Origin of the sequence: Gimesia fumaroli, from assembly GCF_007754425.1 — a bacterium.
Taxonomy (GTDB): domain Bacteria; phylum Planctomycetota; class Planctomycetia; order Planctomycetales; family Planctomycetaceae; genus Gimesia; species Gimesia fumaroli.
Genome location: NZ_CP037452.1, coordinates 5,891,380 through 5,905,607, shown reverse-complemented (window position 1 = coordinate 5,905,607; position 14,228 = coordinate 5,891,380). Strand labels below are relative to the sequence as shown.

The 14,228-nt window shown below is 51.1% G+C and carries 10 protein-coding genes; 4 read left to right on the top strand and 6 right to left on the bottom strand.

The window, feature by feature from the left end:
* Nucleotides 1-52: 52 nt before the first annotated feature.
* The 4 genes from Enr17x_RS22340 to Enr17x_RS22325 all read left to right on the top strand — a co-directional run bounded on the left by Enr17x_RS22340 (nucleotide 53) and on the right by Enr17x_RS22325 (nucleotide 6,669).
* Nucleotides 53-2,242, top strand: coding sequence for a peptidase domain-containing ABC transporter (locus Enr17x_RS22340; RefSeq protein WP_145311908.1), 2,190 nt, complete (start codon nucleotides 53-55; stop codon nucleotides 2,240-2,242).
* Nucleotides 2,232-3,716: an HlyD family secretion protein gene (locus tag Enr17x_RS22335; protein ID WP_145311907.1), complete on the top strand. Its 1,485-nt coding sequence runs from the start codon at nucleotides 2,232-2,234 to the stop codon at nucleotides 3,714-3,716. The genes Enr17x_RS22340 and Enr17x_RS22335 overlap by 11 nt, the downstream gene beginning before the upstream one ends.
* 210 nt (nucleotides 3,717-3,926) lie before the next feature.
* A complete protein-coding gene (locus tag Enr17x_RS22330; protein WP_145311906.1) occupies nucleotides 3,927-5,603 on the top strand; it encodes a TolC family protein in 1,677 nt (558 codons plus the stop codon).
* Nucleotides 5,604-5,694: 91 nt separating this feature from the next.
* A complete protein-coding gene (locus Enr17x_RS22325) occupies nucleotides 5,695-6,669 on the top strand; it encodes a transporter (protein ID WP_145311905.1) in 975 nt (324 codons plus the stop codon).
* A gap of 22 nt (nucleotides 6,670-6,691) precedes the next feature.
* Here the strand turns inward: Enr17x_RS22325 and Enr17x_RS22320 are convergent, their stop codons facing one another.
* The 6 genes from Enr17x_RS22320 to Enr17x_RS22295 all read right to left on the bottom strand — a co-directional run bounded on the left by Enr17x_RS22320 (nucleotide 6,692) and on the right by Enr17x_RS22295 (nucleotide 14,185).
* A complete protein-coding gene (locus Enr17x_RS22320; protein WP_145311904.1) occupies nucleotides 6,692-7,699 on the bottom strand; it encodes a methyltransferase in 1,008 nt (335 codons plus the stop codon).
* Between the two features lie 30 nt (nucleotides 7,700-7,729).
* Nucleotides 7,730-8,737, bottom strand: a complete 1,008-nt coding sequence (locus Enr17x_RS22315; RefSeq protein ID WP_145311903.1) for a methyltransferase — start codon at nucleotides 8,735-8,737, stop codon at nucleotides 7,730-7,732.
* Between the two features lie 28 nt (nucleotides 8,738-8,765).
* Nucleotides 8,766-9,557, bottom strand: a complete 792-nt coding sequence (gene yaaA / locus Enr17x_RS22310) for a peroxide stress protein YaaA (protein WP_145311902.1) — start codon at nucleotides 9,555-9,557, stop codon at nucleotides 8,766-8,768.
* A 104-nt stretch (nucleotides 9,558-9,661) separates the two neighbouring features.
* Nucleotides 9,662-10,777, bottom strand: coding sequence for a glycoside hydrolase family 10 protein (locus tag Enr17x_RS22305; protein WP_232100814.1), 1,116 nt, complete (start codon nucleotides 10,775-10,777; stop codon nucleotides 9,662-9,664).
* 25 nt (nucleotides 10,778-10,802) lie between these two features.
* On the bottom strand, nucleotides 10,803-11,690 hold the full coding sequence (locus tag Enr17x_RS22300; RefSeq protein WP_198000741.1) for a hypothetical protein: 888 nt from the start codon (nucleotides 11,688-11,690) through the stop codon (nucleotides 10,803-10,805).
* Nucleotides 11,691-11,713: 23 nt separating this feature from the next.
* The gene (locus Enr17x_RS22295; RefSeq protein ID WP_145311901.1) at nucleotides 11,714-14,185 is read right to left on the bottom strand and encodes a c-type cytochrome; all 2,472 of its coding nucleotides are present in this window, start codon (nucleotides 14,183-14,185) and stop codon (nucleotides 11,714-11,716) included.
* Between the last annotated feature and the right edge of the window lie 43 nt (nucleotides 14,186-14,228).

Genomic DNA, 14,228 nt, shown 5'->3' with positions numbered 1-14,228 from the left:
GATCAAGTTCCTGACACACTTTCTTTTCTAATCTTGTACTTACGAAATTTTCATGTCGACCTTACAACCTGACAACGCGGACAATTCAGCAGACGCTGATCGAAAGTCGGTCCAGACCGACATCAAAGCGGCCGCCTGGCTGTTTGAGCAACTGGCCGTGGATGCCGGTCACTCTGCTGATCGATCACGGATTCGACGTGCATTGATCGAGGCAGCGTCTGCAAGGACATCTAAAACAGACGACGACTGGTGGAATTGGTTAGTCGAAGCCAGCCAGAGTTTAGAGCTGCAATACAAGGTCATGGATTGTACCTTCCGTGAACTGGTCGCGATCACCAGTGAAGGGGGACGGGTGATAACTCGTGTCGGCGAAGAGCATCGCTGGACTGCCATTCTTTCCACCAAGCGTCGACGCTTCCAGATTCTACAGCCTCAACGGGATCGAACCCGGATCTGGATTAGTGCCCGCAGAATGCGGAGTACGTTAGAGGTTTCAAGTCGAGAAGATGTGGTCCGTTGTCTGGTTATCGAACCGGAACTTACTGCTTCCGATATGAATTCGGGAGAAATACACGAGCATAGTCCGCTCGATCGGGTGCTGAGATTATTAAAACCGGAATTCTCGGATATCTGGATCATCATGGTTTTTGCGCTCGTTACCGGGTTGTTGGCTTTGGCGACGCCTTTAGCAGTGGAGACTTTAGTTAACACTGTTGCCTTCGGTCGGTTGCTTCAGCCCGTGATCATTTTGGCTTTGATGCTGCTGGCTTTTCTTTCTTTTTCAGCAGCGTTGCTTGGCTTGCAGACTTATGTGGCAGAAATCATTCAACGACGACTTTTTGCGCGCGTCGCCGCTGATCTATCTTATCGCTTGCCGCGAGTGGTTCCTGCTGCACTGGATGGTCAATCGGGGCGGGAACTGGTGAATCGCTTCTTTGATGTCATCACAGTTCAAAAAGCAACCGCATCACTCCTGCTGGACGGAATCTCGCTGGTACTGAGCACGTTGATTGGTATGACGGTATTGGCTTTTTATCATCCCTGGTTGTTGGGCTTTGATATCGTTTTGCTGGCGTTGATTGCCTTTGTGATTTTAGTTTTAGGGCGCGGCGCTGTTAACAGTAGTATCAAAGAGTCTAAGGCAAAGTACAAAGTGGCTGCCTGGCTGGAAAACCTGGTGAGCTGTTCGACAGCGTTTCGTTATCGGGGAGCTGCAGAGTATGCTTTGGATCAAGCCGACCATTTAACCTTTGAATATCTGAGTGCCCGCAAGAAACATTTCCGGATTGTAATGCGCCAGATTATTTTTGCTCTGGGCATGCAGGCAGTCGCGAGTACTGCTTTACTAGGCTTAGGTGGATGGCTGGTTATTTCAGGTCAATTGACCCTCGGGCAGCTTGTGGCAGCCGAGTTGATCGTGACGGTGATCGTCGGTTCTTTTGCCAAGTTGGGAAAACATATGCAGAGCTATTACGATCTCTTAGCTTCAGTGGATAAGCTGGGGGCATTGTTTGATTTGCCTATGGAACGCCGGGATGGGCTTCTCAAAATGTCTCATGACAAACCAGCAGAAGTGACGTCCAGCAATGTCAGTTGTGCAATGCAACATCATTCCGACCATGGGGCACAGATTAACCTGAATGTTGAGAGTGGGGCGAGACTGATGCTGATGGGGCCCAGTGGAACAGGAAAGAGTCTGTTTCTGGATTTATTATTTGGATTAAGAACGCCTGCGGATGGACATGTTTCAATTAATGGAATTGATCCCCGTGATCTGCGACCTGACGCTCTCAGAAAACATGTTGCTCTGGCCCGGGACATTGAAATATTTTCAGGGTCTCTGGAAGAGAACGTGCATCTGGAACGTCCTTCTGTTTCCACCAGTGATGTCCGTGAAGCATTGGAACGAGTCGGACTGATTGATGATATTTTAAGTCTTCCCGAAGGGCTGAATACGCACCTTGTCGAGACTGGTTACCCGCTGACATCAAATCAGGCGCGCAAGTTAATGCTGGCACGGGCCATTGTTGGTCGTCCCAGATTGTTATTGATTGACGGTCTGGTTGATGCGTTACCCGATCAGGAAGCGGAACGGTTGACACAAATGCTGGTCGATCCAGAGCGTCTCTGGACTCTGATTATGGTCACGGGGCGGAGAAGTCTTGCCGAACTGGGAACAGACGTTTATGAATTAGGCGAACCTGCCATTGCATCTGCAGAAGGGAGTGGTCATGGCAGCTAAAAAACCGCTTGATACGCCCGCATCCCAGACAGAGCAACAACGTTGGTCAATGCTGGTGCCGGTGGCTTATAGTGAATCCAGTATGCCCGCGTTGAGGTTGGCAAGATCATCACGCCTGGCGCGTCGGATCGCCCGTTATTTATTTGTGACGCTTGTATTATCGATCATATTGATGGCATTTGCTCCCTGGCAGCAATCGGTAACCGGAACAGGAAATGTTCTGGCGTATGCCCCCGATCAGCGACAGCAGGTCATTCAAGCACCGATTAAAGGAAGGCTGGCTCAATGGGGAGAGGGGATCTTTGAAAATGCCCGGGTCAAAAAAGGGCAGGAAATTGCTGAAATTCGTGATTTGGACGAATCGTATGCAGCTCGTCTGGATCTGCAGTTGATGAATTCCCAGCAGGGAGTAACGGCATCAGGCCAGCAACTGGAAGCCAGTCAGCGCGCGCTGGACGCAGCGAAGACAATCGTCGAATCCTATCAGGCCCAAGTTCAGGCTTATGAAACTGTCAAGCGGGAGACGATTGACGCCCAGGATGCTTATATTGAAATGGCCGCTAAGAAAGTCAAGGCCGAGAATCAGAAACTGGTTGAATATGAGGCCGCATTACCTCAGTTGCAGGCCGAGTATAACCGAATGAAAACTCTTCAGGCTGAGAATAATATCTCTCTACAGAAATTGCAGGAAGTGAGTCGGAAGCTGAAAGAAGCAACCAGCAAAGCAAAGGGGGCTGAGTTCTATTATGGTGCTGCTCAAGATGAATTGTCTGGTAAGCAGAGTGAGCGAAAAGCCAAAATTGAAAAAGCGCAGGCCGATATCGATAAAGCCAAGGCGCTGCTGCGTAAAGCAAACGGGGATGTTTCAAAAGCAGAAAGCGACATCGCCAAGGCGCAGCAGGAGCTGAATAAAGCCGAGAAGGAACTACTTGATATGAAGGTCAAGGTTTCGCGGCAGGAAAAACGGGTGATCAAGGCTCCCTTTGATGGTTATATTGTTCAGATCACGCCCAATCTCGGAACCGCAATCTTAAAACAGGGAGATCCCATCTGCACCATCGTACCTTACACGACGGATCGTTCGGTTCAGGTTTGGCTCGATGGAAATGATGCACCACTGGTTGAGCCGGGGCGACCTGTGAGGCTGCAGTTTGAAGGTTGGCCTGCAATCCAATTTGCCGGTTGGCCTTCGGTAGCCGTTGGGACCTTTGGGGGAACGGTGGTTTCTGTCGATGCGACCGACAATGGGAATGGAAAGTTTCGAATACTGGTCCGCCCGGATCCCTCAGATGAACCCTGGCCTCAAGATCGATTCCTCAGACAGGGGGTTCGCGCCAATGCGTGGGTTCTGCTCAAACGCGTTCCTCTCTGGTATGAAGTCTGGCGAAAATTAAATGGCTTCCCGCCCGCAGTCTCAATCGATGAGCCAGGTCAGAAAAGCAGCAAATCAAAGCCTCCAAAGTTGCCGAAGTAGGTATGGGTAGAATAGGTTGTGTTTGCTGCCTTCGTCGTCTGTTGCGAAAAACCTGCAGTTTTCTGCAGTATCGTGGAGAGTAGCCTGACTCTGAATCAATCCGCCCTTCTACTTATGCCGAATTCTAAGAGAGAAGGCTTTGTGCCGATTATAATAGCTGTATTAATAATTCAGGTTGCTGGTTGAACCGGCGGGTAGAGTGATTAAGTAATGTTCAGAGTTTTAGTCCCATTAATGTCCGCAATGGCAATCGGATGTGCTGGCACACAACAGAAAGTCTCTCAGACTGATTCTGAAGTGCCTGCAGCTGTTGCGCGGATTTCGCTTGGGCCTGCACCGACTGAACCGGTTGAGTTGTCACAAGTTCCACCGAACATACAGCGTGATGAGGAAGCGCTGGCCAAATTTGAAGAGAAAAGTGAGCTACCACAGACTTCGCAGGAAGTGTCTCTCGTTTCATCTGAAGCGATTAATGAGGAAGTCATCGCCATTCCTCAAATTCCTCCTTTACCAGACGAAAACTTTGCTCCCAGCCGAACGGGTCTGGCTCTCGAAGAGGTCATCGATTCAGTTTATCAAAGCTACCCATTGCTTGATGCGGCCCTTTATTCCCGTGAGGTTGCTGCTGGTGATCGTTTGCAAACATTAGGAGAATTTGACCGTAAATTCAAAGCGGCAACTGAAAACGGGCCGATGGGGTATTACAAAACGTATCGTCAGCATATCGGTCTGGTGAAGCCCTTGTATCAAGGGGGAGAAGTCTTTGCCGGCTATAAAATTGGTCGGGGAAATTTTCAGCCCTGGTATAAAGAACGACAGACAAATGAAGCAGGGGAGTTTAAAGCAGGCTTTTCGGTGCCACTCTCTCGAAATCGGGATATTGATGCTCGACGGGCTGCGTTGTGGCGTGCGACGTTTGGCGTCGATGCTGTTGAGCCGGATATCCAGGCGCAACTCATCGGGTTCGTTCAGGAAGGGACCTATGCTTATTGGGATTGGGTCGCAGCGGGGGCCAAGCTTGTGATAGCCGATCAAATTCTCAAGCTGGCTGAATCGCGGACGGACCGGATTCGGAGTCAGGTTGAGAATGGATTTCTTGATCCACCAGAATTAACCGATAACCTACGATTGGTTGCTGAGCGTTCGGGGAAGCGTGCTTTTGCCGAACGAAAACTCCAGCAAGCAGCTGTGAAACTCTCCTTGTATTATCGTGATGCGTATGGCAACCCGCTGATTCCAGGACCTGATAAGATACCGACCTTTCCCGATTTAAAATTGATCGATCCAGAACAGGTAGAGCATGATTCCCTATTAGCACTGGAACGACGGCCGGAAATTTATGCGCTGGATCTCTTTCAGCGTCAATTAGACATTGATCATTCTGAGGCGATGAATGACTGTCTTCCTGCAGTGGATTTAGTGATGGCGGCCGCTCAGGATGTGGGTTATCGAACCGATCCCAAGAATGATAAAGGCCCTTTTCAACTTGATGCAATGCTGTATGTGGATGTTCCCATCGAACGTCGTAAAGCCCGCGGTAAGATTCAGTCGGTGAGTGGCAAGATCTCCCAGCTCAATGCAAAGCGAAAATTAACTGAAGAGAAAATTGTTGCCGAAGTCGAATCTGCCTACGCCGGGTTGATCGGAGCTTTTAAACAGGCCAAACAGGCAGAGCAGGCCGTGGGATACGCGGAAGATCTGGCACGACGTGAACGCCGCAATTTTGAAGAAGGGTTGTCTGATCTGTTAAAAGTAACGTTGCGGGAACAATACGCAGTTGAGTCAGCAGAAAAAGCAGTGGATGCGAAACTACTGTATTTCAAAGAGCAGGCGGACTACAGAGCCGCACTGGCAGAAGATCAGCTTCCGGCTTCTCGAGGTGAGTGACAGTCATCGTATCGTTCAGTTGAGATTCGTTGATCAAGATCAGTCAGGTTGTTGACTAGACAGATAAAATGTTCAGCAGAGAGCCATCACGATGATGAGACATCGGATCCACCATTTGCTCTACCTGTTGATATTTGGTTCAATTTGTTATCACCCTGTATTATTGCTTGCAGACAGCGAACCGGTTTTGTTTGAGCAGAGCCTCTTGGGGAAAATGTGGGAAGAGACAGGCGAAACGGATTGTCAAATCTGTATTGAAAAGGGGCTCTTCTATGCTCCAGAATGCGGGACGCTGTTTCAGTGGACCGCAGGCTGTGGTTGCGCGGGAGGCCCGCAACTCGATGAACCTTTGCAGACGGATCGTCCGAATTTCACTTCGACTTCAGTCACCGTAGGAAAAGGCGTTACACAGCTCGAATTTGGTTACACGTTTGCCGACGACAGCCCAGCAGGGCAAGAAGTCAGCTATCAGTCGTTTGGAGAATTTCTGTATCGGCGAGGAATACTGGCGGACTGGCTCGAATTTCGTCTTGGCTTTTCACCTCTACAGCAAACGGAGCAATTGGGTGCGTTTCAGAATACCACAGCCGGAAGCGAAGACCTGTCTGTTGCACTCCAGTTTGCATTGACACCCCAGTCGAGGCTCTTGCCGGAATCGGCGCTGATTGTACAAATGAGTGTGCCGACTGGCAGTACTGCATTTACTTCGAATCAAATTGAGCCGGGAGTCAACTGGATTTATGCCTGGAAAGCGAATGATTTCATTTCACTTTCCGGCTCCACGCAGGGTAATCGCAGTTTCGATGAAAATCACCGTTCCTATCTGGAGATGGCACAGTCCTGGAATGTGAATTACACATTGACGAAGCAGTTGAGCGTCTTTACCGAATGGTTCGCACTGATTCCCTGCGGCTCGAATACCGAACAGACCGAACATTATATGGACGGCGGTTTCACGTATCTGATTAACAATAACCTGCAGCTTGATCTCAGTGCCGGCGTGGGGCTGAACGAAGCCGCCATCGATTATTTTGTCGGCGCAGGTTGTTCGATTCGCTTTCCCTGAAACAACATGGAGACCGGTTGAATCAGCGTTTAACGCCTTCAATGATGCTGAGTTCGGTTGCAGTGGGGAAAATCGTTGTCAGTTTGAAGCCGGCTTGCTGAAACAGAGATCGGAATTGTTCCGCCTTGCGTTCCTTACCGCCTGTGACCAGTAGCATGACCAGATCGACGAATTTACCCATGAAGGGATCGTTGCCTGGATTGATGACACTTTCCAGGATCAGTAGTTTTCCGTTCTCAGGCAGGGCGTTATGACAGTTTTTGAGAATAGTGAGCGATTTTTCGTCGTTCCAGTCATGGATGATGTGACGCAGGAGACAGGTGTCTGCTCCCTGGGGAATCGATTCAAAAAAATCGCCGCCAATGAGGTCACAGCGACCAGCGACTCCGGCTTGTTCAAACTGCACCTGCGCCCGTTCGACGACGTGGGGACGATCAAAAAGCAGGCCCCGCAAATGTGGGTTAGCTTGAAGAATGCTGATCAGGTTGGAACCATTTCCTCCGCCGACGTCTGCGAGAACTTTGATTTTGGAAAAATCATACGCGTCGGGAATCGCTTCGGTTCCTCGACCATGGATACCGATCATAGCTTTGTCAAAGATGCGGGCCTTGTCCGGATGCTCGGAAAGGAATTCAAAAATCGATTTTCCCCAGATGCTGTCGTAGGCCGGCTTCCCGGTCTGGAGGCTGTAAATGATTTCACACCAGGGGCGAAACTGGTCTTCTCCATTCATAAGGGCTAAGGCCTGTTTTGAATTCGGGTGATCGCTGCGCAGTGGTTCTGCCAGAGGCGTTAATGAGAACTCACCCGCTTCATTTTCTTCAAAAATATCGATACTGGCCAGAGCGCGTAACAGGCGATACAGGGATTCCGCATCAGTTTGTGTCACAGAGGCGAGTTGCGCAGGCGTTTGAGGACCGGCGATCAGCAGGTCGGCAATTTCCAGTTTCGCGGCGGCATAAATACTCTGTGATTTCCAGTAACCGGTAATCAGTTGCTCAAGTTGTTGGTAGTTTACCTGATCCGACATCTCGTTTCCTCCAGGGACGTTTCAACTTGGCTATCGTTTACAATACTCCAAAATACTGAGTTCGGATTCTGTGGGAATGATGCGTGTCAGGTCAAAGCCCGCCTGTGCAAAGAGAGACCGAAACTCCTCTGCGGTACGTTCCTTGCCGCCGGGAATCAATAACATAACCAGGTCAAGAAACTTGCCGGCAAATGGGTCGTTCCCTGCAGGAATGACGCTGTCGACGACCAGCAGCTTGCCATTGTCCTGCATCGCGGCATGGCAGTTCCGGAGAATCGTGAGCGATTTTTCATCGTCCCAGTCATGAATGATGTGACGCATGAAATACACATCCGCTCCTTCGGGAACCGATTCAAAAAAACTACCGCTAATTAACTGGCACCGATCCACCAATCCTGCCTGTTGAATATGAGCTTGAGAGCGTTCCACAACATGAGGCAAGTCGAACAGAATCCCTCTCATCTCAGGATACTTTTGGAGAATTCTGGCGATGTTCGAACCGTTTCCACCGCCGATGTCCAGCAGGGTTTTTACCTCTGAAAAATCGTATGCTTTCAGAATGACGTCAGATTCTCTTCCATGAATGCCGGTCATGGCTTTGTCAAAGGTCTGTGCCTTGTCGGGATGTTCCGGCAGATAATCGAAGAACGGTTTTCCAAATACTTTATCGAATGATGTTTTGCCTGTGCGAATACTATAGAGAATCTCGCCCCATGCCTGGAAATGTTCGTCGCCCGACATCATGGCTAGTGCCCGTTTTGAGCCCGGAACATCACTGCGTAAGTATTCGGCTAAAGGAGTGAGTGCGAATTCCTTTTGTTGATTCTCGGCGAAGATGCCCACGCTGGCCAGCGCACGTAACAGACGATACAGTGCCCCGGGATTGGTTTTTGTAGCAGTCGCCAGCTGTTCTACTGTTTGTGGTCCTTCAGCGAGAAGGTCGGCAATTCCCAGGCTGGCGGCGGCATAAATGGCCTGCGATGACCAGTAGCCGGTAATCATCTGGTCGAGTTGCTGATGGGAGGCGGTCTCGGTCATGGAACTTTACTTCTCTCAGAAGGTGTTATTATTTTTTCCCGACTGGCGGTGGTTGCGGTCGGGAAAAGATCAATTTCTCGGCAGTTGATTCATCGGTCTGGTATTCGTAACCGTCTAAATTGAAATCGGTCAGTTGATCCGGTTTGTCAATACGGTTTTGCATCATCCAGGCCGCCATTCGTCCGCGGGCCTGCTTGGCGAACAAGGCGATCGTGCGTGATTTGCCGTCTTTGATTTCCTTGAAGACTGGCGTGATCACCGGGCCGTCCAGTAATCGGGGTCTGACCCCTTTAAAGTATTCATTTGAAGCAAGGTTGACAAGTGCTTGCTGTTTCTGTTTTGCCAGATCACGATTGAGTGACTCCGTGGTTTTGTCGCCCCAGAAGTCATACAGCGATTTCCCGCTGCGTGTGATGAGACTGGTCCCCATTTCCAGCCGATACGCCTGCATCAGGTCCAGCGGACGCAATACGCCGTACAGGCCTGAGAGAATTCGCAGGTGATCTTGCGCGAATGCCAGATCGCGGGCTTTGAAGCGTTTGGCGTCGAGTCCCTGATAGACGTCGCCGTTGAATGTGAGGATTGCCTGCTTGGCATTCTTTGTGGAAAAGGGGCGTGACCACTGGTTGAAGCGGCCGTGATTCAGTTCGGCCAGGTCATCGCTGATGCCCATTAATTCGCTCAATGATTTTTTGGACATCCGTTTCAGTTTTTTGACGAGCGTTTCTGCTTCATCCAGAAATTCGGGCGTCGAGAATTTCGTAGTCTGTGTTTGCGGTTCCAGATTCAGAGATTTGGCGGGAGAGAGTACAGTCAACATGGTCGCGATCCGTCCTTCTGCAGTTTGATGTGTATCCGCGTTGGTTATAGATCGCTCAAGTCGGATTGTCAACAAACTGAAAACGAACCCGCTACGGTTTGCCGCTAAGGTTTGATAGTCCGGTAGTATTCGATCATTGCATCCACTTTGTCTGTTTGGGGATGCAGTGAGCCCCAGCGGAAGACCATCACGCCGGTCGCCGGCAGACGCGTACCATGATCGAGGACAGGTTTCACCTGTTCGACAGGTACTTGTTCTCCCCAGTCTGAGAGTTGCACGATCGGCCAGATTTTGAGCCGTTCTCCCGGTTCGCCTTTGATGTCCAGGTGTCGGCCCAGCCAGGCGGTCTGGCGGGAGATCCAGGCGGGGTCCTTCGGATGATTGAAGCGAGCGTGGTAGGGCATGATACTGAAGACATCGACATATTTCGCTTGCGCTTTCAAATCGATGGCGAGTTTATTCTTGAGGGCGCCGTTGAACTCGGTCTCGGTCCAGGGACAGTGAAATGTTCCCAAGAGTGCCTTGGGGCGTGTTTCATCGAGGATCGAACGAAACTCGCGGACCCAGTCTGAAAATACATCACAGCGCCACTGCACCCAGGCCGCTTTCTGTTTTCCTAACAGAAGCGAAGAGAGTTCGGAAGTAGGGGCTTCAGGCAACGAAACTTTCGTATCCCGCTGAAACTGTTTCAGGCAGCGATCACAAAAACAGGTATCCGGCATCTCGGGAACAGCGCGTTCCCAGCTGGCGTGGCTGTGGTGGTAATCGAGCCAGATGCCGTCGATTTCATATTCCTTGAGCACTCGGCGAAACTCGTCCATCCGATATTTGCGATAACCGGGGTGCGTCGGGCAGATTCCCTGCCAACCCTGCGGTGCGGGGCAAATATTTCCGTCAACGCCGATCGGTCTGGCATCCGGGTGGTCTTTAAGATAATTGGCAACATGCAGCGTATTAAATTCAGCAAAGACTTTTGCACCCTGCTGTTTCAACTGGGCAATGCGTTTGTCGGTCAAGCTTCCTGATCCCATGAAAATGGCATTCACACCCAGTTCGGGCAGCCTTTTATTCTGTTCCAGCAATTGTGTGGGCGCGCCGCCATAGATGCCGCGAATTTTGATGTGGGATCGAGGTTTGGGTTCTGCCGACTGCAAAAGGGCATCCTGAGCCAGGAACAGGCCAATCAAGGAAAGTAATGTCCACTTTAAAATTCTGGTCATGGAAATTTCTCAAATCAGGAAAAAGTTATTCTGCTGAATTCGTGTTTACGATTGTTTGAAGCCACGCTCTTGCCCGGGTTCGTTCGGGAATGTCTTTCATAACCCATTCATCGGAATGATTGGGATAAGGGAGTGCCATGAACGTGAATTGGCCTTGAGATTGTGACGCTTTCAGAAAGTCTTCTGTTGCCTGGGTACTCCGTTCATGACTGATGAATTGCGGGCGCGTGCCCAGACGCGCCAGTCGTTTGCGGGCGGACGCGGAGTCGCTGTCGGCGTAATTCCATTTACGCACGCCGTCGTAATGACTGTGCAGCAGCATGGCTTTCCAGAGGGCCGCGATTTCATCGTCACGCAGGCCAATATAATTGCAGGCGATGGCGCCGCGTGAGAAACCGACGAGGAATACATTTTTGGAGTCGCCACCATATTCCCGACAGATACGGGCAACGGTCTGTTTACAATAGTCTGCGGTGGCGTCGGGATTGCCCCACCATTTGATCGCGTGTTTGCCGGTTTCGGGATCGACAAAGGGGAGGCTGACCCAGATCATGCCTTTGCCGCCCGACAGACCATATCCCAGCTTACAATCCTGTACGCGTCCTTGACTGCGATCGCCGAGGGCATTTTTGAACCCGCCGTTCCCCGGGTATTCCATAATCACGGGATAGGTTTTGCCCGGTTTCCAGTCCGAGGGGAGATAGAGGGCATGTGCGATTTTCGTGTTTTCAAAGCCGGGGTTCGTTTGCCAGACCCGTTTGCCGTCCTGGGGTTTATCATGTGTGACTGTGGGAACGGTTAAATCGGAGGGCAGACTGTTCAGGTTGGCCGGTTCTGCAGCGTCTAAGTCGACGGACTGACAGAACAATAGCAGTGCGATTCCCAGATGTTTTATGCCGTTTTGTACTGACATATTACCGTTCTTTCCGAATCATTTTATTCTTGAAATGCATCCGCGTGGGGATCGCCGCCCGTTTTGAGGTAGGCCAGCAGATCAAGGATTTCGTCTTTCGTGAGTACATTGATCAGGCTGGCAGGCATCGGCGATGTTTTCGAAAGGAGCGATTCTTCAATCTCGTTCCGCGCGACGGGCACTGTTGTCTGTTTGATTGGATCGGTTTCGACGGTGATCGTGGTCTTGTTCACACCAACGGGGCGTCCCGTGACGACCTTTCCGCTCTCGAGGATATAAACCGTGTGAAGATATTTTTCGTCCATAACTTTGGATGGGGTGATGATCGATTCCAGAATAGCACGGCTGTCGAAGCGTTTGCCCACATTGGTCAGATCTGGTCCGATTTGGGCACCTGTAGAACCGATGCGATGGCACTTTAAACAATTAGCGGCCAGCAGTGCCTGCCGCGCACGTTTATAGGAACGGTTCGTGGTGACCGATGCCAGATGCGGTTCTAGATCGTTGAGTTTCCAGTCCTGCACCATGGGGCGTGTGGGGACCGTTTCTTCTTCGACCAGCGGCTTATCCAGTGCAGTGATTTCTTTGCTGAATTGCTGACGTTGTTGTTCGGTGAGCGTATCCAGGAAGTCGACGCGGATATCCCGCATGCGTTCGGTGAGTTGCTTCCCGCCCGAGAAGGTACGGGCATGACCCAGCCAGGCGAGGAATTTTTGTTGCAGGTTTTTATTCCAACCCTGTCGCGCATGTGTTAGTGAGCGCGCTGCCCGAATTTGTTCTTCTTGTGTAGAGGTATCGGTCAGCAGAGCAACGGTTTGGGGTACGACCGTTTCCTCTTTCAGGTAGACCAGAAGATCACAGAGCAGGTGATTGGCACTGCTGGTGGCGTGGGGATACAGCGGCTGCAGGCGTTGTCTAACGATATCGGCCTGTGAAGTCGTGGGAGCACCGAGTCGAATGAAACACAGCTCGTAGGCCCGCAGCAGAGCGAGCAACTGTTGTTGATTTAATTGCTTCAGACCAATCCGGTTCAAAGCCGCGAGGACCGCGTCTTTGTCTTCAGCGATTCCCTGATAGCATAACGCAATCAAACCGGCAATCGCGGCGGTGGGCTTTGTTTCGGTGAGTGCTCGTTCGCGCCACCTGGAAACATCCTGATTTTCAATCGCCCGTCGGGTGGTAAAACGGAGCCAGCGATCCGGGCTGTTCAGGTGAGGCCAGATTAAGTTGATATCGGTAACGGGACTCGTTTGATATTGCGCGATCTGGCGACGCAGTAATCGCGCCGCCTCTGCCAGTGCTTTTGTTTTCTCATCGATTTTGGGGGCCGTTGATTTTGTATTTTGCGTTGCCGTTGGTGTGACGCGGTATAAGCCCGATTGCGATCCCCGGCCGCCTGTAATGAAGTAAAGTGCGCCATCGGGACCGAACTGTATGTCACACACATTCAGCGGGCCCCCTTCGAGAAAAACTTCGTATCGGCAGGTATAGCTGGCACCGTTGGGGATCATGTCGACGAGCAATATTCGCCCATTTTGCCAGTCGGCGATGTAGAGCGCCTGTTTAAAACGCGCGGGGAACTTGCCGTTGGTTCCAAATACCATGCCGGTAGGAGAACCCAGGCCGGTATTGAGTGTGCTGGGGAGACTGTCGGCGTAATACTCGGGCCATTTCCCGGTACCCCAGCGCCAGCCATATTCGCCGCCTGGAATAATATGGTTCACACGTGTTGGACGATACCAGGGCTGTCCGATATCCCACTCCATGTCGGCGTCGTAGGTAAACATTTCTCCTTCCGGATTGAAGGCCATGTCGACCTGATTCCGAAAGCCACCCGCCAGTATTTCCCAGGTTTTTCCATCAGGGTCCGTTTTCAGAATATAACCGACGCGATCATCCTGGCCTGCGTCGTGCGGATTCGGCAGCAGGTGATCGTTGTGTGGATCGCGGTAAGGAGAAGTGGGCGAAACGTCTTCCGGAAACGCGACATCGTTGCCGACCACGAGGTAGATGTTGTTGTCGGGGCCGAGGACGATCTGATTGCTGCCATGCCCGAAACGGCTGCCGTAATCGAGCTTTTTCAAGAGTTGTCGCTGATCAAACTGACCATCGCCGTTGGTATCTTTGAAGCGATGCAGACCTTGGCCGTTGGTCTCGCTGACATACAAACTGTTATGGGCATACAGTACGCCGCGACAGTGCTTGAGTGCATTGTCGATTTTTTCGAACGAGCTTTTTGGGGGATCGTCGTTCAGAGTGAGCCTTCCCAATCCGACATCGTCGAGACCCAGAATGAGCCGTCCCTGATCGTCGAACGTCATGCTGATCCACGAACTTTCTCCTTTTTGTGCAGAACGGAGCAACTCGACCTGAAAGCCGGGTTGTACGCGAATCGAGCTGACAGGCGTCGCTTGAAATTCTTCGGCGTTCATCTGACTGACAAAACTAATGCAGAGTAAAACGCAGGCGACAGCGATTCTGTTTAAGATTATCATCTCAGTAGGTTCCGATGTTTAATCGAGTGAAGTCAGGGTTCTA